General features: G+C 75.8%; 18 protein-coding genes. 5 read left to right on the top strand and 13 right to left on the bottom strand.

The window, feature by feature from the left end; all coding sequences use genetic code 11:
- The first annotated feature begins 230 nt into the window (after positions 1-230).
- A complete protein-coding gene (locus LG943_RS24085) occupies positions 231-1436 on the top strand; it encodes an MFS transporter (RefSeq protein WP_270074646.1) in 1206 nt (401 codons plus the stop codon).
- 4 nt (positions 1437-1440) lie between these two features.
- Here the strand turns inward: LG943_RS24085 and LG943_RS24080 are convergent, their stop codons facing one another.
- The 6 genes from LG943_RS24080 to LG943_RS24055 all read right to left on the bottom strand — a co-directional run bounded on the left by LG943_RS24080 (position 1441) and on the right by LG943_RS24055 (position 7434).
- A complete protein-coding gene (locus LG943_RS24080) occupies positions 1441-3204 on the bottom strand; it encodes a hypothetical protein (protein ID WP_270074645.1) in 1764 nt (587 codons plus the stop codon).
- A gap of 217 nt (positions 3205-3421) precedes the next feature.
- Entirely contained in the window at positions 3422-4342 is a 921-nt protein-coding gene (locus tag LG943_RS24075) for a gamma-glutamyl-gamma-aminobutyrate hydrolase family protein (RefSeq protein WP_270074644.1), read from the bottom strand.
- Between the two features lie 195 nt (positions 4343-4537).
- Positions 4538-5137: a GTP-binding protein gene (locus LG943_RS24070; protein WP_408648644.1), complete on the bottom strand. Its 600-nt coding sequence runs from the start codon at positions 5135-5137 to the stop codon at positions 4538-4540.
- The gene (locus LG943_RS24065; protein WP_270074643.1) at positions 5112-5471 is read right to left on the bottom strand and encodes a DUF742 domain-containing protein; all 360 of its coding nucleotides are present in this window, start codon (positions 5469-5471) and stop codon (positions 5112-5114) included. The genes LG943_RS24070 and LG943_RS24065 overlap by 26 nt, the downstream gene beginning before the upstream one ends.
- 67 nt (positions 5472-5538) lie before the next feature.
- Positions 5539-5970: a roadblock/LC7 domain-containing protein gene (locus tag LG943_RS24060; protein WP_179770047.1), complete on the bottom strand. Its 432-nt coding sequence runs from the start codon at positions 5968-5970 to the stop codon at positions 5539-5541.
- Positions 5971-6033: 63 nt separating this feature from the next.
- Positions 6034-7434, bottom strand: coding sequence for a sensor histidine kinase (locus LG943_RS24055; RefSeq protein WP_270074642.1), 1401 nt, complete (start codon positions 7432-7434; stop codon positions 6034-6036).
- Positions 7435-8246: 812 nt separating this feature from the next.
- Here LG943_RS24055 and LG943_RS24050 point away from each other — a divergent pair.
- Positions 8247-9950 carry a DEAD/DEAH box helicase gene (locus LG943_RS24050; RefSeq protein ID WP_270074641.1) on the top strand — a complete coding sequence of 568 codons (1704 nt, stop codon included), beginning with the start codon at positions 8247-8249 and terminating at the stop codon, positions 9948-9950.
- A 645-nt stretch (positions 9951-10595) separates the two neighbouring features.
- Positions 10596-11846 (top strand): styrene monooxygenase/indole monooxygenase family protein, encoded by a 1251-nt coding sequence (locus LG943_RS24045; protein WP_270074640.1) that lies wholly within the window; start codon positions 10596-10598, stop codon positions 11844-11846.
- Between the two features lie 46 nt (positions 11847-11892).
- Here LG943_RS24045 and LG943_RS24040 read toward each other — a convergent pair whose 3' ends face one another.
- Positions 11893-12384, bottom strand: a complete 492-nt coding sequence (locus tag LG943_RS24040; protein WP_270074639.1) for a hemerythrin domain-containing protein — start codon at positions 12382-12384, stop codon at positions 11893-11895.
- Positions 12385-12529: 145 nt separating this feature from the next.
- Between LG943_RS24040 and LG943_RS24035 the strand changes: the two genes are divergently transcribed.
- Both LG943_RS24035 and LG943_RS24030 read left to right on the top strand, forming a co-directional pair.
- Positions 12530-12931, top strand: coding sequence for a winged helix-turn-helix transcriptional regulator (locus LG943_RS24035; protein ID WP_270074638.1), 402 nt, complete (start codon positions 12530-12532; stop codon positions 12929-12931).
- A gap of 157 nt (positions 12932-13088) precedes the next feature.
- Positions 13089-13937: an SDR family oxidoreductase gene (locus tag LG943_RS24030; RefSeq protein WP_270074637.1), complete on the top strand. Its 849-nt coding sequence runs from the start codon at positions 13089-13091 to the stop codon at positions 13935-13937.
- A gap of 151 nt (positions 13938-14088) precedes the next feature.
- Here LG943_RS24030 and larC read toward each other — a convergent pair whose 3' ends face one another.
- The 6 genes from larC to LG943_RS24000 form a co-directional block, all read right to left on the bottom strand.
- A complete protein-coding gene (larC, locus tag LG943_RS24025) occupies positions 14089-16479 on the bottom strand; it encodes a nickel pincer cofactor biosynthesis protein LarC (RefSeq protein WP_270074636.1) in 2391 nt (796 codons plus the stop codon).
- Positions 16476-17258, bottom strand: a complete 783-nt coding sequence (gene larB, locus LG943_RS24020) for a nickel pincer cofactor biosynthesis protein LarB (RefSeq protein ID WP_270074635.1) — start codon at positions 17256-17258, stop codon at positions 16476-16478. Before larB ends, larC begins: the two co-directional genes overlap by 4 nt.
- Complete coding sequence (gene larE, locus LG943_RS24015) at positions 17255-18181, bottom strand: ATP-dependent sacrificial sulfur transferase LarE (RefSeq protein WP_270074634.1); 927 nt, start codon at positions 18179-18181, stop codon at positions 17255-17257. The genes larB and larE overlap by 4 nt, the downstream gene beginning before the upstream one ends.
- A complete protein-coding gene (locus tag LG943_RS24010; RefSeq protein WP_270074633.1) occupies positions 18178-19302 on the bottom strand; it encodes an Ldh family oxidoreductase in 1125 nt (374 codons plus the stop codon). The genes larE and LG943_RS24010 overlap by 4 nt, the downstream gene beginning before the upstream one ends.
- A gap of 61 nt (positions 19303-19363) precedes the next feature.
- Positions 19364-20620, bottom strand: a complete 1257-nt coding sequence (locus tag LG943_RS24005) for a nickel pincer cofactor-dependent isomerase, group 22 (protein ID WP_270074632.1) — start codon at positions 20618-20620, stop codon at positions 19364-19366.
- Positions 20617-22137, bottom strand: coding sequence for a tripartite tricarboxylate transporter permease (locus LG943_RS24000; RefSeq protein WP_270074631.1), 1521 nt, complete (start codon positions 22135-22137; stop codon positions 20617-20619). Before LG943_RS24000 ends, LG943_RS24005 begins: the two co-directional genes overlap by 4 nt.
- Between the last annotated feature and the right edge of the window lie 3 nt (positions 22138-22140).

Below are 22140 nucleotides of genomic sequence, written 5' to 3'. Positions count from 1 at the left end.
GAGGCGGCCCCCCGGGCGTGAGCGCCGGCGCCCCGCCCCGCACGGGCGGGCGCCGGGAGCGGGGTGCGGCGCTCCGCCCGCGCGGGCGGGGCGCCGCACCGGCGCGAAGGCCGGGCCGCCGACCGGGCCCGACACGGCGGATCATAGGATCCCCGGGGCACGGGACGGCTCCGCGCGGCGGCGGTACGCGCGCGGACCACCACACGGGTGCGGCGAGGGGGGCGGCGGTGATGGGCGGGCGGACGGGCAGACCCGGCGGCACGGGGCAGGTGTGGCTGTGGCCGCTGCTGGTGAGCGTCGTGCTGACGCACACCACCCTCAACCTGGCCCGGCCGCTGATCTCCTACCGCGCCATCGCGCTGGGCGGCGACGCCACCGCCGTGGGCCTGATCACCGCCGCCTACGCGCTGCTGCCGGTGGTGATGGCGGTGCCACTGGGCCGGTTCATCGACCGCACCCGCCACGGCGTGGTGCTCATCGCGGCGGGCACCGGCCTGCTGGCCGCCGCCTCGCTCCTGCTGGCCGCCACCCAGGGCCTGGCGCTGATCGGCGCCGCCAGCGCCGTGCTGGGCGTGGGCCACCTCGTGTGCATGATCGCCGGGCAGGGGCTGATCGCCCGGCTGTCCCCCGACTCCGGCCTGGACCGCGCCTTCGGCTGGTTCACCGCCGCCGCGTCGCTGGGCCAACTGGTGGGGCCGCTGATCTCGGGCGCGGTGCTGGGCGACGCGAGCGGCGCCGCGCTGGTGGGCGCCACCACCACGGCGCTGCTCATCGCGGGCGCGATGGCCGCGCTGGGCCTGCTGCCGCTGGTGGTGCTGGCCCGGCTGCGCCCCCGGCCCCGCGCGGGCGCGGGCGCGGGCGGGCAGACCCAAGCCGAGCGGGTGTCGTCGCTGGCCCTGCTGCGCCGCCCCGGCCTGCCGTCGGGCCTGTTCTCCAGCCTGGCGCTGCTGGCCTCCATCGACATCCTCACCGCCTACCTCCCGCTGATCGCCGAGGCGCGCGGCATCTCCCCCGCCACCGTGGGCGTGCTGCTGGCGGTGCGCGCGCTGACGTCGTTGCTGTCGCGGCTGAGCCTGCCCTGGCTGATCGTCCGCTGGCGGCGGCGCACCCTGCTGACGGCCAGCACCGCCGGGGCGGGCGCGGCGCTGGCGGTGGTGGCCCTGCCCATCGACTCCCCGGCCGCCCTGGGCGCGGTGCTGGCCGTGGGCGGGTTCCTGCTGGGCCTGGGCCAGCCGCTGACCATGACCATCGTGGCCACCGCCGCGCCGCAGACGGCGCGCGCCACGGCGCTGGCGCTGCGCCTGTGGGGCAACCGCATCGGCCAGGTCGCCATCCCGGCCGCCGCCGCCGGGATCTCCAGCCTGGCGGGGACCTCCGGCGGCCTGTGGCTCACCAGCGCGGTCCTGGTCGCCGCCGCCGCCACGTCCTGGCGTTAGCCGGCTATCCGGTCCTGGGCCGCCCGGGGGCGGCGGGGCCGGGGTGGCGGCGCGCCGGGGCGGCGCCGCGCTGGGGGGCGCCCGGGGCCGCCGCACGCGGTGCGCGCGCCGCCTGCCGGGGCTCGGGCGCGCCCGCGTCCAGGGGCGCCCGGTCGTGGCGGTGCAGCGCCCGGTCGACCGCCTGCACGGCGGTGGCCACGAAGCCGGCGACCACGCCGCCGTCGGCGCCCGCCGCGTGCCGGCTGCCGCGCTCGACCGCGCGCCGGTCGCGGGCGCCGAAGATGCGGGGCGGCAGCGCGCGCGAGGCCGAACCCGCGACCTCGAAGGTGTGGCGGCTCCCCCTCACCGGCACGGACACCCGATAGCCGAGGTACTGGTCGGCGCGGTCGAACAGCAGTTCCCCGGTGATCTCGCGCTCGGGCACGCGCGCGGCGCGGGCGAACTCCAGCAGGACGCCGGGCAGGCGCGGCACCCGCCCCATGGCGGCCACATAAGCGCCGGCCTCGCGGCCGTGGGCGCCGAACCGCACCCGCCCGCCGGGGCCGCGCGCGACCGCGACGTCCTCGGGCGCCGCCTCGTGGACCACCTCCAGCCGGCCGTCGCCGTCCCAGGCGCGGTCGTGGGCGCGCAGCAGCCGCCGGTACCGCTCGTCGGCGCCGTCCACGCCGCGCGCCGCGCCGGCGAGGTGGACCACGCGCGCCCGGCGGTTGGCCGCCAGGATCGTCTCGGCGGCGGCGCCCGCGCCGTGGCCGCTGCCCGCCACCAGCCAGGTGTCGCTGACGGCGGCGTCGAACCGGCCCTCGACCACCTCGTCGCTCCACAGCGCCCGCCCGGGCGCCGCCGCGCGGGCGTGGTCCCACTTCCGGGCGGCGCGCAGCGTCCGCAGCGCCGCACCCACCGGGGCCTCGCCGGGGCGCGGGGGCTCCGCGCGCTGCTCCGCGGCGGCCAGGCGCGCCTCCCAGCCGATGCTGCGCAGCGTCTCCAGGGCGCTCTGCGCGGTGCCCTCGCGGTCGGGCAGCCAGGCCAGCGCCTCGATCACCTGGGGGTCGGCGCCGTGGGCCGCGAGGTGGTCGGCGATGGCGCCGAGCGCGTCGGGCACCGACGCCACGGCGCGGTCGGCGCCGGGCACCCGCTGCCCCACTCCGGTGGCGACGATCGGGGTGCCCTCGACCTCCACGACGACCTGCGGCGAGCCGTCGTTGGGCTGGATCCGGGCGAGCAGCCGGCCCCGGCTGTCGGCGGCGAACCGCGCCATGCCGTCGATCAGCGGTCCCTGCGCCGCCAGGGTGTCCTCCCAGAAGTGCAGGGCGCCCAGCGGCACCGGCCGGCGGGGTTCGGCGAACTGGCGGGGGTCGCCCATGCCGATCTCGGCGAGGCGCTGGATGCGGTCGGCGGCCGGGAGCGGCACACCGGAGTTGCCGATCTGCCACTGGCGGGCGTCGACCACCAGCACGTCGGGGTCGCGGGCGGCCACCGAGGCGCCCGCGCCGACGGCGAGGGGGAAGCGCGGGTGGGAGCCGGCGGGCATGCGGGCGCCGCGCCAGCGGATCTCCTCAAGGGTTCTGGTGCTGATGGCCCGGCGCGCGGCGGCGGCGCGGCGGGCGGCCTCGGGGAGGTCGTCGCGGCCCAGCGGGCGGCCGTCGGGGCCGAGGCCGGGCATGGGGTAGTGGAATCGCTCGGGCAGCAGCGCGCGGGCGCCCAGGCGGGGCGCGGCGGGGTCCGCGCGCGCCGGGACCACTCCGCCGGCGGTCTCACCCTGGTCGTCCACGATGGCCCTTCCCCTCCGCGTGCGATTCGCCGGAGACGGACGGCCGGACGCCGAGGGCGCGCGGACGGGGCGGCCGAGGACCGGATCACCGCGGTGCCCGCCACGGTGCGGGCACTACGAATCTAGCCCATGCCCCGGGAGGGTTCCATCGCGCCCGGGCCGGGGGCCGGGTCCGCCGGGGCGGCGCGGTGGGCGCCCCGGCGGATGCGGCCGCGCGTCAGGAGCGGGCCTGGCGGCCGCGGCGCTGGTCCAGGGAGGTGCGCGCCGCCGTCACCGACCGGGTGCGGGTGGTGCTGCGGGCGCGTGCGGCGCGGATGGTGAGGCGGCGGGCCACGTCGTTGGTCTTGGGCCGCGTGCGCCGCGCGCGGAAGGCGCGGGCGTCGGCGACAAGGTCGCTGAAGATGGCCTTCCAATGGTTCACCGGGCCGTCCCGGCGCGGGTCGTAAACCTCGGGGTGGAACTGCACACCGCGAACCGGGCCCGGCAGCGCGTGGGGACCGGTGCGCCGCCCTTCGACCGCCTCGACCACGCCGTCGGCCGCGTGCGCCGCGGCCTCTAGCGCGGGTGCCACCTTGTCGATCCCCTGGTGGTGGTAAGTGGGGACCTCCAGCGGCTCGGTACCCAGGGTCTGCGCCAGCCGCGTGCCCCGCACCGCCCGCACTGGGTGGCGTTCGATCGACGTGTTGGACGGCTGGTGGATGTCGCTGCCGACCTTGTCGGGGAGGTGCTGGGTCAGGGTGCCGCCCAGCGCGATGTTGAGCATCTGCATGCCGCGGCAGATGCCCAGGACGGGGGTGCCGGAGGCGGTGGCCGCCTTGGCGAGCGCGAACTCGGCGCTGTCGCGCTCGGGGTCCTCGGGATTGGTCTTGGCGTGCGGCTCGGCGCCGTAGTGCTCCGCGGAGATGTCGGTGCCTCCGGTGATGAGCACGGCATCCAGCCCCGCCACCGCCTTCTCCGCCTCCCTGGCGGTCCGGTAGGTGCAGGGGATCAGCACGACCCGTACGTTGTCATAGGCCTCCAGGGCATTGACGTAGTCCCTGCGCACTTTGAGCTGCTCGAACGTCATGGCCCCGCCGGGACCGTAGGGTTCCACCACGTTGTTCGTGGTGATGCCGATGGTGACGACGTTGTCCGGCACTGCGCACCTCGTTTTTCCGTTCCTGCCACGGGAAGCCGGGGGCGCGGCAAGGGCCGGGCGGCGCCTGTGACTCCCGGTGGGGTGGGGGGTGAAGCCCGGCGCGCGGCCGCGCGGTGCGGCGCGGGCGCCGGTGGCCGGGTTGCGCGAAGGCCCCCTCCCGCATCGGCGGGAAGGGGCCCACGGCTCCCGGACGACTCAGCCGACCGGTTCGGCCTTGCGCGACAGCGTGTAGCGGAGCAGCTCCTTGAGCACCCCGCCCGCGGAGTTGCGGTCGCGCGCGTCGAAGTCCACGATCGGCACGCCCGGCGCGATCTCCAGCGCCTCGCGGATCTGGTCGACGGTGTAGGGCAGCTCCCCGTCGAAGCGGTTGAGCGCCACGATGTAGGGGACCGTCTGGTTGGTCTCGAAGTAGTCGATCGCGTCGAAGCACTCCGCCAGGCGGCGGCAGTCGACCACGATGACCGCTCCCACGGCCCCCCGGACGATGTCGTCCCACATGAACCAGAACCGCGCCTGCCCCGGCGTGCCGAACATGTACATGATCAGCTCGTGTTCCAGGGTGAGCCGGCCGAAGTCCATGGCCACCGTGGTGGTGACCTTGTCCGGGGTGGACGACAGGTCGTCGTGCTCGCGGCTGGCCTCGGTCATGACGGCCTCGGTCGACACCGGTGGGATCTCCGAGACGGACTTGACGAGCGTGGTCTTGCCCGCCCCGAACCCGCCGGCGATCACCACCTTGGCGGAGACCAGCGACCTGCCCGGCGCGCTGCTATTGGAAGAGACGTTCGAGTCCACGAAGCGCCCTCTCAAGAACTTGGTTTTCCGATGGGCTGTGGCCGGTGATGGTCGGGTGGATGTAGACCAGCCCCTGGTCGGCCAGGTCGCTCAGCAGCACCTGGGTCACGCCCAGCGGGATCTTCAACTCCGCCGCGATCTCCGCCACCGAACGCGTCTCGCGGCACATCTGGTGGATGCGCCGGGACTCCGGCAGCAGGCTCGACGGGACCTCGGCGTTGGCGTCGGCCGCCGACACCAGGGTCTGGACCATCAACGGGTGGCGGGAGCGCGTCCGGCCGCCGGTGAAGGTGTAGGGACGGATGCGGGCGCCCCTTCGCCTGCGATTCCTCATGTGGTTGCCCTCTCCGTGCCGGCGGTTGCGCTCCGGCCCGCTCCGGTGGGTCGCGGTGCGGTGCGGCTCACGGCGCCATGACCCCGCGGAGCTGGGAGCGGAGCTGCGGGGTGAGCGCGTGCCCGGCGCTCTCCACGAGCTTGGTCATCTGGTAGGCGACGATCTTCATGTCGGCCGTGGGGGCGCTGAGCACCGCCAGGCACGAGCCGTCGCTGATCGACATCACGAACAGGTGCCCGCGCTGCATGCGGACGATGAGCTGCTCGCAGTCGCCCTTCTGGAACAGCTTGGCCCCGCCGACGGCCAGGCTGTGCATGCCGCTGGCGATGGCGGCGAGCTGCTCGGCGTGCTCCTCGGGGAAGTCGCGCGATGCGGTGAGCAGCAGGCCGTCGGAGGAGACCACGATGGCGTGCTCGACACCGGGGACATCATCGACGAAGTTGGAGATCAGCCAGGTGAAGTTCTCCGCTTCGGGGCTCTCACTCAAGCGGTTGTCCATGTCAGTCCAGCTTCTTCGTTAAGTAGGGGTCGGGAATGGGGGCCGGGCGCGCCGGGCGGCGCATCAGCGCGACTGGTCGTCGCCCTCGCGGGCGGCCTCCTGCTCGCCCTCCAGGAAGCCGGCGAGGTCGTCGCGGATGCGCTCGGCCCGGTCCACGGTCTCCGCGGGCTCGACGGCCGGAACCTCGGGCTCCGGCATGGGCAGCGGCGCGGCGCTCCGGTGGGCACTGCGGCGCGGCAGCCCGGCGGCGGTGACCGACGAGGAATCCATGGCGCTGCGGTCCTCCTTCGGGTACGGAACGGGAGCCGACGCGGCCGGGTCCGCCGCGGGACGCCGGGGCAGCGGTGTCGGCGCCACCGGCCGCGGCGCGGGTTCGGCCGCGGGGACCGGCCCGGTGGTGTTGAACACGCCGCCCGGGACCACCACGTGGGCGCTGATGCCGCGGAAGGCGCGCGCCTCCAGCTGCACCTCGATGCCGTGGCGATGGGCGATGTTGCTGACGACGTAGAGGCCCATGTGCCGGATCGTCTGCTCGTCGAGCACGGGGTCGCCGTGCAGGCGCTCGTTGAGCAGGGCCAACTGGGAGTCGGGGATGCCGATGCCCTCGTCCTGGACGGTGATGAGCAGCCGCTCGCCGTCGGCCATGTACTGGGCGGTGACGACGACCTGGGCGTGCTCGGGGGACTTGCCGGTGGCGTTGTCCATCAGCTCGGCCAGCAGGTGGCTGAGGTCGTCAGCGGCCGAGCCGGACACGAAGACCGCGGGCATGCGCCCGATCTGCACGCGCTGGTAGTCCTTGATCTCGGAGATCGCGGCGCGGGCGACGTCGAGCATCGGCACGGGTTCGGCCGAGGGGTCGCCGGTGTCCTGGCCGGCCAGCACCAGCAGGTTCTCGCTGTTGCGTCGCATCCGGGTGGCGAGGTTGTCGATCTTGAACAGGCGCTCCAGCAACTCGGGGTCCTCGCTGCTGTCCTCCAGGTCCTCGACCACCTCGATGAGGGAGTCCACCAGGGCGAGGTCGCGCATGGCCAGGCCGGCCAGGGTGCCGGTGACCAGCTCCAGCGGCGGGGTGGCCGGGTCCTCGGCCGCCTCCGCGTCCTGGGCCTGGGGCTGTGCGGGGAGTTCGTGGGACGCGGGGGTGTCCTGCGGCTGCTCGGGGTGCGCCGGGGCGGCCTGGGGCGCCGCCTGGGGCGGGGACATCGCGGGCGAGGGGGGCTGCTGGGGCCAGGCGGCACCGGTGGGGGCGGGCGCCTGCTGGTAGGGGTGCTGCTGCTGCTGGTACTGCTGGGGCCAGGGGCCGGTGCCCGGGTGCTGCTGCGGGGGCAGTTGCTGTGCGAACGCCTGCTGCTGGGCGTTGAGCAGGTCGTTGGCGGTCATGCCGGGCCGCTGCTGGGGCTGCCCGCCCAGGCCCAGGCGCCGGAGCAGTCGCTGCCAGCGCCCTTCGGGCTCGGGCGCGGGCCACATGGGCGGTTGGGGTCGGCCATCGTGCGTGACCGGCGGCTGCGCCTGGGGCGGATAGCCCTGGCCGGCCGATGACGACGCCTGCGCCACGGCACACCTCCTCGTATGCGGGAACGGGTGAGCGGCGGCCGGTTCACCGAGCTTCGACGGCGGGTCGGCAGCGGAGGCGCCGGAGACGGGCGCCGATACCGCGCCGCGGGCGAAGCCAGGCGTGACCTTCGTGCCGATCGCATAGGGAACCGCGCTCCCGCGGACGATACCGCCGGAGCAACCGCCAGGATTACGACGAATCGGCGGTTACGCTAGCACAGGACTCACCGTGCAGAACGGTCTGATCACGCACTTTTCTGATCGCGGGCAATACCTCCGGGAAAGCACCTTGAGTCCCGAATCCGACATTTCACGCACGACGCCGCGCCCCTTCCGGACCGGCACCGTTTCCCCCCGGCGGACGGCCCCGAGAGGGCGGCGCGGGCGCGGGGGTGTTTCCGCCGGTCGCACCCACTCCGCCCAGGTCGGCGGGCATGCGCGGGCCGCCGCAGGCGCCCCGGGCGGCGCGCCGCGGCCCCCTGCGCCCCTATCGGACCCCGCCCGAGGCCGACAAGGACCCCGCGCGTGATCAAGGTCATGCCCAGGCCGCCCGGGCCGGGGCCCGGATCCCGGGCTCCCGGCGCGCGCGGGCGCCGCCAACGCGCCCGTGTGCCCATCGCGCGGTCGGCGGGTAGCCGCCGGGAGTGGGACGATGCGAGGAGTCGTCCCGGCGCGTCCGCCCGCGCCAACCTGTACTTTCCCGAGTTCTTCCGAGGAGTTCCGCCATGACCGACACCGCGCCCGAGACCACGGGCGGCTTCGCCGAGCTGCCGCTGCGGCCGGAGCTGCTGGCGGCGCTCACCCGGCTGGGGTACGAGGAGCCCACGCCCATCCAGCGCGAGGCGATACCGCCACTGGTGGAGGGCCGCGACCTGCTGGGCCAGGCCGCCACCGGCACCGGCAAGACCGCCGCGTTCGCGCTGCCCATACTCCAGCGGCTGCCCCAGGAGCGCGACGGCCGCGCGCCCGCCGCGCTGGTGCTGGTGCCCACCCGCGAGCTGGCCATGCAGGTCTGCGAGGCGGTGCACCGCTACGGGCGCGACCTGGGCGTGCGCGTCCTGCCCGTCTACGGCGGGCAGCCCATCGGCCGCCAGATCCACAGCCTGGAGCGCGGCGTCGACGTGGTCGTGGCCACCCCCGGGCGGGCGCTGGACCACCTGGGCCGCTCCACGCTGTCGCTGGAGGGCCTGGCCATGGTGGTGCTGGACGAGGCCGACGAGATGTTCGACATGGGCTTCGCCGAGGACATCGACGCCATCATGGAGGAGGTCCCCCAGGGCTGCCAGCGGGTGCTGTTCTCGGCGACCATGCCGCCGCGCATCGAGACCATGGCGCGGCGCACCCTCAGCGACCCGGTGCGCATCCAGATCGCCCGGCCCGCCCGCGAGATGGACCAGGCGCCGCTGGTGCGCCAGAGCGCCTACGTGGTGCCGCGCGCGCACAAGCCCGCCGCACTGGGCCGCCTGCTGGACGCCGAGGCGCCCACCGCCACCATCGTCTTCTGCCGCACCCGCGACGAGGTCGACCAGCTCACCGAGGTGCTCAACGCCCGGGGCCACCGCGCCGAGGCGCTGCACGGCGGCATGAGCCAGGAGCAGCGCGACCGCGCGATGGGGCGGCTGCGCGCGGGCACCGCCGACCTCCTCATCGCCACCGACGTGGCGGCGCGCGGCCTGGACATCGAGCAGTTGACCCACGTGGTCAACTACACGGTGCCCTCGGCCCCGGAGTCCTACGTGCACCGGGTGGGGCGCGTGGGCCGGGCCGGACGCGAGGGCGTGGCCATCACCCTGGTGGAGCCGCGCGAGCACCGGATGCTCAAGAGCATCCAGCGCGCCACGGGGTACACGGTCGACGTCGAGAAGATCCCCACCGTCGCCGACATGCGGGCGCGCCGCCTGGAACTGACGGCGGCCTCGCTGCGGGAGAACCTCCTGGAGGAGGACGACCTCGACCGGTTCCGCGTGGTGGTCGAGACGCTCACCGACGAGTTCGACGTCATGGAGGTCGCCCTGGCGGCGGTCAAGCTCGCCCACGAGGCGTCGGGCCCCGTGGACGACGAGGAGGAGATCCCCGAGGTCCGGGTCTCCGAGCGGCCCGAGCGAGGCGGCGCGCGCGGCCGGGGCGGCCGCGAGGGCGGCGGACGCGAGGGCGGCCGCCGCGACCGCCGCCAGGGGCGCGCGCCCGCCCAGGGCATGACCCGGCTGTTCATCGGCGCCGGTCGCGGCGCGCGGATGCGCCCCCAGGACCTGGTCGGCGCGATCACCGGGGAGTCCAACCTGAGCGGACGCGACATCGGCTCCATCGAGATCGCCGACCGCTTCTCCCTGGTGGAGGTCCCCGACTCCGCCGCCGACGAGGTGATCAGCGCCCTGCGCAACAGCACCATCAAGGGCCGCCGCCCGGTGGTCCGCCGCGACGCCCACTAAGGGCACAAGGCCGGGCGGGCGGTCATCGGCCAGCGGGCGGATGGCGGGGGCCGCAACGGGGCACCGGGGTGAGGCGCGGCTCCGGGCTCGCGGCCATCGGCACCCGGGGCGGATGGCGGCGGGCGCGGCGGGCGGCCGGTGCCGGGCCGGGCCGGGGCGGCGCTCCCGCCCGGCACGACGAGGTCCACGGCACGCCCCCGCCTCGGGGCAGCCCTCCGAGGGGGCGGGGTGGCCAGAATCGGCATGCCGTGTGCACCACCCCAGGCCACTCACCCCGCACCCCGATGACCGCCGACCCGGACCACGCGCCGCCGTCGGCGCCCCGTTGCGAAGCCCGGCCGCTGGGGCGCAACCCGATGACCGCCCGCCCCAGCCCCCACTCCCGCAGCCACCCCCACCCATGTGAATTACCCACCAGTATTCTCAAATTCGCCCCCTGCGGATGATCCCATGAATTCCACGGGCATCCTTTTTCCGCCGATTTCCCCACTTTCCGCTACCCATTCCAGGGAGCCTGTGATCACACAGGGTGACCCATTTGACATGGGATGTTACACCCAAGGAACATAGCGACCACCCTTTTCCACATTCGGGCGGACCGCCCGAATTGCGGCTCTGTGCTTTTTCCACTTGGGGGGCGAAAACGTGCGCAAGATCCTGATCGTCGGCGGCGGGCAGTCCGGGCTGCAACTGGCCCTCTGTCTCCAGGAGCACGGCTACCACGTCACGCTCATGACCGTGCGCAGTTCGGCCGAACTGTACGAAGGCCGGGCGGTGTCGATGCAGACCCTCTTCGACACCGCCCACGCCGCCGAGCGCGAGTACGGCCTGGACTTCTGGGCCGAGGAGGCCCCTCCCCTGCGCGGCATGCGCATCCGGGGCTTCGGCCCCGACGGGGCGGCCGCCTTCGACTGGACCGGGCGGCTGCGCGCCCCGGCCCACGCCGTCGACGAGCGGGTCAAGATCGCGGTCTGGCAGGAGGTGTTCGAGGAGGCCGGCGGCACCGTCGTCCTGCACGGCGCCACCGTCACCGACCTGGACCACCTCGTCGGCATGTTCGACCTCACCGTGGTGGCCACCGGCCACCAGGGGCTGGCCGAGGTCTTCGACGTCGACCCCGGGCGGCCGGTGGCGCGCATGCCCCCGGTCTCCACCGCCATCGCGTTCGTGGCGGACCCCGGCGACAGCGGCGACCTCATCGAGGTCGACATCATCCCCGGCCTGGGCCACCTGCTCACCTGGCCGGGGTTCTCGGTCAGCGGCCGCTGCCGCCAACTGTGCGTGACCGGCCCCGCCGACGGCCCCATGTCGCGGTTCCCTCGCCGGATCGAACCCCAGGCCCACCTCGACGTCATCCTCGGGCTGCTGCGGGAGTTCCTGCCCGAGCGCTACGAGCAGTACCGCGACGCCCCCCTCGCCGACAGCCGCGCCGCAGTGCTCGACCTGGCCAACCCCATGGTCCGCAGCCCCGTGGCCCACCTGCCCTCGGGCGGCGCCGTCCTGGGCATGGGCGACACCGTGGTGGTGACCACTCCGGCGCTCCAGCAGGACGCCAACAACGCCTGCGTCGCCGCCAAGGTGTACCTGGAGGCGATCCTGGCCCACGGCGACCGGCCCTTCGACACCGACTTCATGACCGCCACGTTCGACCGCTACATGGACCACGCCCGCCACTTCACCGGCGACCTCGCGGCCCGGCTGCACTACCACCCGTCCTACGTCACCGAGTTCTGCGTGGCCGCCGGGCGGCACCAGGGGCTGGCCGACCGGTTCGTCAACGGCTTCGACAACCCCGCCGACCTCGCCGCGTGGTTCCCCGACGAGGCGGCCACCCGCGCCCTGGTCGGCGAGTACGACGCCGCGCTCGGCGGGGCGCCCGCCGCGTCGGCCGGCTGAGCCGCCCGGGCCGCCCGCCGGACCGCCGGGTGGCCAACCGGCCGGACTACCAGGTGAGGAACACCGGGCCCAGGACGCCCTCCTCGTAGTCCAGGTGCTCCAGGAGGTGGTCGGCCAGGGTGTCCAGGGCGGCGGCCAGGCGGGTGCGGGCCTGGGCGGCGGCGGTGCCCGTGAGGTCGCCGGCCGCCGCCTCCACCTCGTCCAGCAGGTCGGAGACCACGCGGTGGTCGGCCTCCAGGCGGTCCACCGCCTCGGCCAGGTGCGGGGCACTCCGGCGGACGCGCGGGAAGATCGCGGCGTCCTCCAGGCCGTGGTGGTGGTGCACGAACCGGCAGTAGGCCAGGCAGTTGGTGCGCAACTGGAACAGCGGCCCCCGGCTCTGCAACCGCTCCAGCCCTTCGCGGACCTCCTCGGCGGGGGCGCCCCGCACCGCGTCGGCGGCGAGCCGCCGGCAGGCGGCCAGGTCGCGGCGGAGCATGCCGTGCACCCACTTGAGTTCGTCCAGCAGCGGGTTGGGGGCGGTCGGCGTTTCGGACATGGCGATCCGGGGGTCCTTTCACGAAAGGGCGCGCGCTCACGGCGAGGGGGGCGGGCGGCCGCGCACCGCGCGGGGCGGCCTCCTGAAGTCTCACCGGCCGGAGGCGCGGTTGCCAACCGGCGGGTTAGGTACTTACTTTGGGTAAGTGACCTCCTCCGCCGCCGCCCACCCCGCGTCCCACGCGCCCGCCGCCGGATCCGCGCACCCCGCCGACCCCGCCGACCCCGGCGACTGCGAGGTGTTCGCGCGGGTCCTCGACCTCGTCGGCCGCCGCTGGCTGCCGCTGATCCTGCTGGCCGGGGCCGAGGGCGCCCGCCGCTTCGGCGAGTACCGGCGCGGCGTGCACGGCATCTCCGACCGCGTGCTGTCCCAGCGGCTGCGCGAACTCGCCGCCCTCGGGCTGGTCGAACGCCGCGTGGTGCCCACCACCCCGGTCCAGGTGACCTACCGGCCCACCCCGCGCGGGCTGGAGCTGCTCGACGCCCTGCTCCCGCTCATCGCGTGGGGCCGCGCCCACGCCGTCGGCGAGGACCGCGCCTCCGCCTGACCCCCATCAGCCTTCATTCCAAACGCTCTCGCCCGCCCCGCTCCCCCGCCGCCCGCGCGCCCGGGGCGGCTTTGACACGCGCGGTTTCGGGCAGCCGCCTTTCCGACGCCGTCCGCGCCCCACGGGCGCGGCCGAGGATCCGAGGGAAGGGAAGCAGATGTCCGAGACGCAGACCGGTGCCGCGCCGTCCGTCCAACCGCCCGACCAGTTCGGCGACTACCCCCGCACGGCGGTGGTCACCGGCGGCGACAGCGGGATCGGCCGCGCCACGGCCGTGCGGCTGGCCCAGGCCGGGTTCGACGTCGGCCTGACCTACCACTCCGACGAGGAGGGCGCGGGCATCGCCGCCGAGGAGGTCCGCAAGGCCGGCCGGCGCGCCGAGGTGCGCCGCCACGACCTCACCGACCCGGTGGCGGGCTCGCGCGTGGTCGACGACCTCACCGAGGTGCTGGGCGGCATCGGCGTGCTGGTCAACAACGCCGGCCGGGGCACCAGCCAGGGCCTGCTCGACATGGACTACGACCTGTGGCGGGCCACGCTGGCGGTCGACCTCGACGCCCCGTTCCTGTGCTCCCAGGCGGCGGCGCGGCACATGCGCGACGCCGGGCGCGGCGGGCGGATCATCAACGTCACCAGCGTGCACGAGGAATACCCGCGCATCGGCGCCGGCCCCTACTGCGCGGCAAAGGGCGGCCTGCGCATGCTCACCCGCACGCTGGCGCTGGAGCTGAGCCTGTACGGCATCACCGCCAACGCCGTGGCGCCCGGCGAGATCGCCACGCCCATGACCGGCCAGCACGAGCAGACCCCCGAGCCCGACACCCGCGCGGGCTACCCGCTGGCCCGGCCCGGCGACGCCCGCGAGGTGGCGGCGGCCATCGCCTTCCTGGCCGACCCCGCCGCCTCCTACATCACCGGCGCCACGCTGTTCGTGGACGGCGGCATGACGATGATGGGCCCGCAGGCCAGCGGCGCCCTGGACAACCCCGAGTGGCGGGCCGGCTGAGGGCGCGCCCGCGCGCACCGCGCCCGGGCGGGGCGGCCGGACCGCCCCGCCCGCCGGTCACCGCCCGCCGCGCGCCGACGCCGCCCGCCGACCAGCGACACGGCGTGCGGCCGCGAACCGGCCGGCGCGGACCAGAGCGGACCGAAGCGGACTAGAGCGGGCGCACCCGCGCGCGCTCGTCCCTGCGCGCCAGCCGCTCCAGCAGCAGGTCCACCTCGGCGCGGGCGGTCGCCGACAGCGCGGCGGCCGGGGCCCGCTGCGCCTCGTGGTCGAGGATCCCCCGGCGCATGAACACGTACTTGCGGACCGCCAGCCCCACCCCCGGCTGCTGCTCGTAGCGCAGCAGGGGCAGGTGGGCGTCGAACAGGTCGTGGGCGGCCTCCCGCTCGCCGCGCGCGGCCAGGTCCACCAGCTCCACCAGCATGTCGGGGAAGCAGTAGCCCGTCATGGCGCCGTCGGCACCGCGCTCGGTCTCGAAGTCCAGGAACAGGCCGCCGTTGCCGCACAGGATCGACAGCCGCCGCATGGAGCCGTCGCGCTCGAACGCTCGCAGGGCCGAGATCTTCTCCAGCCCCGGCCAGTCCTCGTGCTTGAGCATGACGCAGCCGGGGTTCTCCTCCACGATCGCGCGGATGACCTTGGGCGTCATCACCACCGAGAACGTCAGCGGGTAGTCCTGGATGACGAAGGGGACGTCGGGCCCGATGGCCTGGGCGGCGTTGCGGTAATAGGCGATGATCTGGTCGTCGGTGCGCAGCGTGTTGGGCGGCGCGATCATCACCCCGGCCGCGCCGGCGTCCATGACGGCGGCGGTGAGCGAGCGCATCGCGGCGAACCCGGGGGCCGACACCCCCGCCACCACCGGCACCTCCACCCGCCGGATCACGCGCGAGGCGATGGCCACCGCCTCGTCGTGGGCGAGCTTGGGCGCCTCGCCCAGTTGGCCCAGCACGGTGATCCCGGTGACCCCGGAGGCGGTGTAGAAGTCGGCGAGCCGGTCCAGCGACGCGGTGTCCACGGCGCCGTCGGGCGTGAAGGGGGTGGGCGCGATGGCGAACACGCCGCGCGCGGAACTCGTGATGGCGGGACTGGTCAACGTGGCCTCCTCAAGGGGCGGTGGGCTCGGGCACGGGGGGTGCGGGGGGCGGGGTATGCGGGGGGCGGGGGGTTCACAGGTGCGGCGTTCAAAAGGTGCGGGGGCGGGCGGATGGGAGGCGCGGCCGTGCGGGTCAGGGCCGGTCCTCCTCCGGGCCGGGGGGGGGGGGGGGGGGGGGGGGCCGGCCGCCCCCCCCCCCCCGCCCAACCCCCGAGCCAGCCCCCCCCCCGGCCGGGGGGGGGGGGCGCCGCCCGGGGCCGGCCCCCCACCGCCCTCGGTTGACACCTGCGCCAGGGCGCGGCGCACCACGGTGCGCAGCGGCAGCCCCAGCGCGCGGGCGGCCGCCGCCGCGTCGTCGTACTCGGGCTTGGCGTGCCAGGGGCCGTGCTTGACCCGCACGGGGTGCCCGGCGACGGTGACCGTGGAGGTGCGGCGCGCCAGCGCCACCCGCCCCACGGGCGCCCGCCGCACCCCCAGGCTGCCGGTGTGGCGCAGCAGCTCCGCCTCCACCTCGGGCACCCGCCCGGGCGGGCACAGCGCGTGCAGGGTGTGGGCGGGCCGGCCCTTCTTCATGACGATGGGGCTGGCCCAGGCGTCGGCGGCGCCGGCCTCCAGCGCCGCCGCCAGCGCGTGCGCCAGCTCCTCGCCGGTGGCGTCGTCGACGTTGGTCTCCAGCACCACCAGCGGCTCCTCCTCGCTGTGCTCGCCGTGCTCGCCGTGGCCGCCCGGCGCCCCGGCGCGCTCGCCCAGCACCGCCTGGAGCACGTTGGGCCGGTCGGGCAGGTCGCGGGTGCCCGCGCCGTAGCCGGTGCGCACCGGCACCATCGCCGGGGGCGGGCCGAAACCGTCGGCCACCGCCGCCAGCAGCGCGGCGCCGGTGGGGGTGACGGTCTCGGCCGCGATGTCGGCGCCGGTCACCGGCACCCCCGCCAGCAGCGCGAGGGTGGCCGGGGCGGGCGCGGGCAGCCGCCCGTGCGCGGTGGCGACCGTGGTGGTGCCCAGGGTGGGCGGGGCCGACACCACCTCGGTCACATTGAGCAGGTCCAGGGCGGCGGCGGCGCCCACGGTGTCGACCACGGTGTCCAGCCCGCCGATCTCGTGCAGGTGGACCTCGGCGGGGTCGGCGCCGTGCAGCCGGGCCTCGGCCTCGGCGATGGCGGTGACGGCGGCGGCGGCGATGCGCGCGGCCCGCTCGGGCCGGGCGCGGGTGATGTGGTCGAGCAGGACGCGGGCCGGGCGGGCGGTGGCGGTGTCGGTCACCGTCACGTCGGCCTTGGTGGCGGTGATACCGCGCTTGAGCACGGTGCGCGCCTCCAGCCGCCAGCCGGGCAGGCCGGTGGCGGCCACGGCCGCGCGCACCTCATCCAGGGGCGCGCCCAGGTCCAGCAGCGCGCCCAGCAGCATGTCGCCGGAGATCCCGGCGAAGGGGTGCAGCCACAGGATCACGCGCCGCCTCCCGTCCCGCCGGCGGCGGCCGGTCCCGGGCCGCCGGACCGCCCGGCGGCGGCCATGGCGGTCGCCAGCCGGTGGGCGGCCATGGCCGCGCCGAACCCGGAGTCGATGTTGACCACGGTGAGCCCGGCCGCGCACGAGCTGAGCATGGCCAGCAGCGCGGTGACGCCCTCCAGGCCGGCGCCGTAGCCGGTGGAGGTCGGCACGGCGATCACCGGGTGGGCCACCAGCCCGCCGACCACGCTGGCCAGCGCGCCCTCCATGCCCGCCACCACGACCACGGCGTCGTGGTCGGTGACGGCGTCCACGCAGTCCAGCAGCCGGTGCAGCCCGGCCACGCCCACGTCGCGGTGGACGTCCACCTCCAGGCCGACCGCGCGGGCCACGGCGGCGGCCTCGGCGGCCACCGGCCAGTCGGAGGTCCCGGCGGTCAGCACGGCCAGCCGGAACCCGCGCGGGGCGGCGGGCCGCCAGGTCAGCAGCCGCGCCTGGGGGTCGTAGCGGCCGTGGGGGTGGGCGGCCAGCACCGCCTGCGCCGTGGCGGCATCGGCGCGGGTGGCCAGCACGGGTCCGGTGGCGTGGGCGAGCAGTTCGGCGACGATGTCGGCGACCTCCTCGGGCCGCTTGCCGGGGGTGTAGACGCACTCGGCGACCCCCTGGCGGGCCTCCCGGCCGGTGTCCACGCGGGCGAACCCGAGGTCCCGGTAGCCGGGGTCGCGGGATCCGTCGCGCGGGTGGCCGTCGGCGCGCCCGCCGCCGGCGCCGCCGCTCACCGCCGCCCTCCCGTGGCCGCCACCAGCGGCAGCAGCGCGTTGAGCCGGCCGCTGGCGAACCCGCCGAGGTCCAGCGCGCAGAAGGTGAACCCGCAGGCGCGCACCGCCGGCTCGATCACCGCGCGCAGCCGGGCGGCCCGCTCGACCTCGGCGGCCGGCACCTCCACCCGGGCCAGGGTGCCGCCGGAGTGGGCGCGCACCCGCACCTGGGTGAACCCGTGGCCGCGCAGCGCCGCCTCGGCCGCCTCGACGCGGGCCAGCACCTCCGGCGTGACGGGGTCGCCGTAGGCCACCCGCGAGGCCAGACAGGGCGCGGCGGGCTTGGCGGCGACGGCCAGGCCGGCGCGCGCGGCGGCGGCGCGCACCAGCGCCTTGGTGAACCCGGCGTCGGCCAGCGGGGTGACGGCGCCGCGCAGGGCCGCCGCCCGCAGCCCCGGGCGGTGGTCGCCGAGGTCGTCGAGATTGGTGCCGGTGGCCACGACCGCGCCGAGCCGGGCCGCCAGCGGGGCCAGCGCGTCCAGCAGCGCCGACTTGCAGTGGAAGCAGCGGTCGCCGCCGTTGGCGACGTAGTCGGGGCGCTCGCCCTCGTCGGTGCAGACCTCCAGGTGGGCGATCTGGTGCTCGGCGGCGAACGCGCGGGCGGCCCGGCGCTCGGCGGCGGCCAGGCTGGGCGAGACCGCCGTGACGGCCAGGGCTCCCTCGCCCAGGACGGCGTGGGCGGTGTAGGCGAGCAGTGCGGAGTCCACGCCACCGGAGTAGGCCACGACGACGCGCTCGCGGGCGGCCAGCGCCGCCCGCAGCCGCTCCGTGGCCGCGGTGACGTCGGCCTCGATGGGGGCGGGGGTCTCGGCGGGGGCCGTGGAGCCGGCGTGTGCGGGGGTCTCGGCCGGTGCGCCGGGGGCCGTTCCGGTCGTGCCGCTCATCGGGCGGCCCCGTCGGCGGCCGGCGCGGTGCGCCCCTCCAGCACCGCCCACGCCTCGGCGGGCAGGCCCAGCGCGCCGGCGGTGGCGCGCAGTTCGGCGCGGACCTCGGGCGAGAGCGGGATCCCGTTGGCGCGGCGGTGCTCGGCGCGTTCGGCCTCGGGCTCGCCCGGCAGGTAGACCCGGCGGTGCCCCTCGGCGGCGGGCAGCGCCGCCAGTTCGTCGGCGAGGGCGGCCACGCGCGCGGTGAACTCCTCCGGCGGCGCGAACACGCCCGGCGCCAGCGCCAGGAAGAAGTGCCCCAGCCCCTGCGGCCGGTCGGGGTTGTTGTAGAGCTGGGGGATGTGCGGGCCGTAGTGCGCGCCCGACAGCAGCCCCGACAGCACGTCGACCAGCAGCGCCAGACCCGACCCCTTGGGTCCGCCCAGCGGCAGCACGGTGCCCGCCAGCGCCGCGCCGGAGTCGGTGGTGGGCCGGCCCTCGGCGTCCAGCGCCCAGCCCAGCGGGATGTCCTGGCCGTTCTTGTGCGCCAGGATGATCTTGCCCTTGGCGACGTGGCTGGTGGCCATGTCGAACACGATGTCGGGGCGCCCGGCGGGCGTGGGCACCGCGTACGAGATCGGGTTGGTGCCGAAGAACGGGTCCTTGGCGCCCCAGGGCGCCATGGCGGGCGGCGCGCTGGTGGTGGCGAACCCGATGAGCCCGGAGCGCGCGGCGGCGGCGGTGTAGTGGGCGAGCATGCCGCAGTGGTTGGAGTTGCGCACGGCGACCATGCCCACCCCCGCCTCCTCGGCCTTGGCCACGGCGGTGCGCATCGCCTGCTCGGCGGCGACGATCCCGTGCCCGTTGGCCGCGTCCACCAGCGCCGACACCGGCGTCTGGGTGAGGGTGCGCGGCTGCGGGCGGGCGGCGATCAGCCCCTGCCCCAGCCGCTCGACGTAGATCGCGGTACGGCTGACCCCGTGGGAGTCCACGCCCCGCAGGTCGGCCTGCACCAGGTGGTCGGCGACCGTGGCCGCGTCGTCGTCGGTGAGCCCGGCGGCGGTGAAGATCCGCGCGACCAGGTCTCGCAGTCCGGCCGGGTCCACGCCCGGTGTGTCGGTGGTGCCGCTGGTGTCCGGCATGCTCACATCCCCGCTTTCGTCGTCGTTTCCGCCGCGCCGGCCCGTCGCGGCCGGCGCCTCGTCACAGGGCCAGCCGCCCCCGGTCGTCGAACCCCGGCCCGGGGCGGCGGTCCAGCACCTCGACCTCCTCGGCCGCCGCCACCTCGGCCAGCACCGCCGCCGACACCCACATCTCGTCCAGGGCGAGGGTGTTGTCGATGACGGCCATGCGCACCCGCGCCTCGTCGGCGGGCCGCAGCATCCGCCCCATCGCGTCCAGCAGCGCGGCGTCGTCGGGGAAGGTCATCGGCACCGCCGCGCGCTGGGGCCCGCCACTGGTCAGGCAGTTGAGGTAGGTGGCCTCGCGGTCGATCGCGGCGGCCAGCCGCTCGGTGGTGAAGTCGGCCAGCCCCACCCCGGTGGCGTTGCCGTGGGAGTCGGGCGACAGGTCCAGCACCCCCAGGCAGCGGATGCGCGGCCGGTCGGGCTCGGCCATGCCCTCCAGCCGCAGCCGCCCGATGACGTTGGTGTCCATGCCGCAGCCGCTGTAGGTCTTGCCCATCTCGCGCACGATGAGGGCGTCCAACTCGTCCACGGGCAGCCGGGGCAGCAGCGCGCGGGCGCGCTCCAGCAGCGCGGCCTCGCGCTCGGCGATGGCCTCGGCCGCCACCCCCTCGACCACCGACAGCCGCTCGTAGGGGTCCTGCACCAGACCGATGCCGCCGACCACGGGCAGGCGCTCCAGCACCACGGCGCTGATGGCCGCGATGGCGCCGACCATGTGCGCCCAGCCCAGCCGGTGCACCATCGCGGCGCCGCGCGCCCGGCCCGCGCCCACGGTCAGCATCTTCAGCAGGCCGCTCTCGTGCGGGCCGTGGAAGGAGGTGTGCGGCTTGATCCGGTTGACGGCGACGATCGCGTCGGCGGCGGCGGCCTCCTCGGCGAAGTACACCGGCAGCCCGGGCAGCGGCGGCCCGGTCTCACCGAGCAGCACCACCCGGTCCGAGCAGCTCACCGGCGCGCCGACCGTCTCCTCGGTGACCCCCAGGGCCGCCAGGACGTCCCGCTGGCCCTCGGGGGTGCCGCCGCCGTGGCTGCCCATGGCCGAGAACAGCACCGGTCGCGCGCCGGCGTCGGCGGCGGCCCGGGCGACCGCGCCCAGCACCTCGGCGATGCCGTGGATCCCCCGGCTGCCGGCGGTGATCGCCACCGTCGCCCCGGCGCCCACGCCCGCCGCGCCCAGCAGCGCGGCGGTCTGGTCGTAGGCGCGCCCGGCCGGGTCGGCGAGCGCGGCCGAGGGCAGGCGGCGGCGGATGCGTGCCAGCGGGACGTTCCTCACGTCTCGACCTCCGCCTTCTGGGGGACGGCGCGCCGCATCCGCTTGGCCAGCACCGGCGCCAGCAGGGACATGAGGATCAGGCCCAGCAGCACCAGCGACAGCGGCCGGGACAGGTAGTAGCCGAGCACGTCGCCCTGGGCCATGACCAGGGACTGGCGCACGCCCTTCTCGGCGATGGCGCCCAGGATCAGGCCGAGCACGATCGGCGCGGGCGGCACCCCCACCTTGCGCATGAGGTAGCCCACCAGCCCGGCCACCAGCATGACCCACACGTCGGCGACGCTGTTGTTGACCGCGTAGGTGCCCACCACGCACAGCGCCACGATGATCGGCACCAGCACCCGCACCGGCACCTTGGTGGCGATGACCAGGTAGCGGGCGCCGGCGACGGCGATGATCCCCATGAGGATGTTGGCCAGCAGGAACCCGAGCATGATTGCGTAGGTGGTGTCGGCCTGCTCGGTGAACAGCGCGCCACCGGGCTGCATGCCGTGGATGAGCAGGCCGCCCAGGATCACCGCCGTGGCCGAGCTGCCGGGGATCCCCAGGGTGAGCAGCGGGATCATGGCGCCGCCGGTCACCGCGTTGTTGGCCGACTCCGCCGCCGCCACGCCCTTGAGCGAGCCGCGGCCGAACTCCTCCTTCTCCGGCCCCTTGGAGAACCGCTTGGCCTCGTTGTAGCCGACCCAGGAGCCGATGTCGCCGCCGGCGCCGGGCAGGATGCCGACGAACACGCCGATCCCCGAGGAGCGGACGATGGTGCCCAGGATGCGCTTCAGCTCGGCCAGGGTCGGCATGGCCCGGCCCCGCAGGCCCGACGTCATGGCCTCGGTGGCACCGTCGCGCCCTTCGGCCAGGATCAGCACCTGCGACAGCGAGAACAGGCCGATCAGCGCGGGCACCAGCTCGATGCCCGACTGGAGCGCGGTGGTGCCGAAGGTGAAGCGGGGGTAGCCGGTGAGGATGTCGATGCCCACGGTGGCCAGCAGCAGCCCCAGCACGCCGGCGGCGAACCCCTTGAGCAGTGACCCGGCCGACAGGCTGCCGATGATGAGCAGGCCGAACACCGCCAGCAGGAAGTACTCGGGCGCGGAGAACGCCAGCGAGACCTGCGCCAGCGGCGGGGCCAGCAACAGCAGCGCGAACGCGCTGACCACGCCGCCGATCATGGAGGCGATGGCCGACACCGCCAGCGCCTTGGCGCCCTTGCCCTGGCGGGTGAGCTGGTAGCCGTCCAGCGCGGTGGCCGCGCCCGCCGGGGTGCCCGGCGTGTTGATGAGGATGGCCGATATCGACCCGCCGTAGGTGGCCGAGGTGTAGATGGCGGCGAGCATGGAGATCCCGGCGACCGGGTCCATGCCGAAGGTGATGGGCACCAGCAGGGCGATGCCCATGGTGCCGCTGAGTCCGGGCAGGGCGCCGATGACGATGCCGCCGACGACGCCGGCGGTGATGGCCAGCAGCACCTCGACGGTGAACAGGTTGGCCAGGGCGTCGAGGAACAGTGCGGAGTCCATGGC

The sequence above is a fragment of the Streptomonospora mangrovi genome, from assembly GCF_027604915.1.
Lineage (GTDB): Bacteria > Actinomycetota > Actinomycetes > Streptosporangiales > Streptosporangiaceae > Streptomonospora > Streptomonospora mangrovi.
The sequence above is the reverse complement of the archived record's forward strand: the minus strand, read 5'-3'. Positions and strand labels throughout refer to the sequence as shown.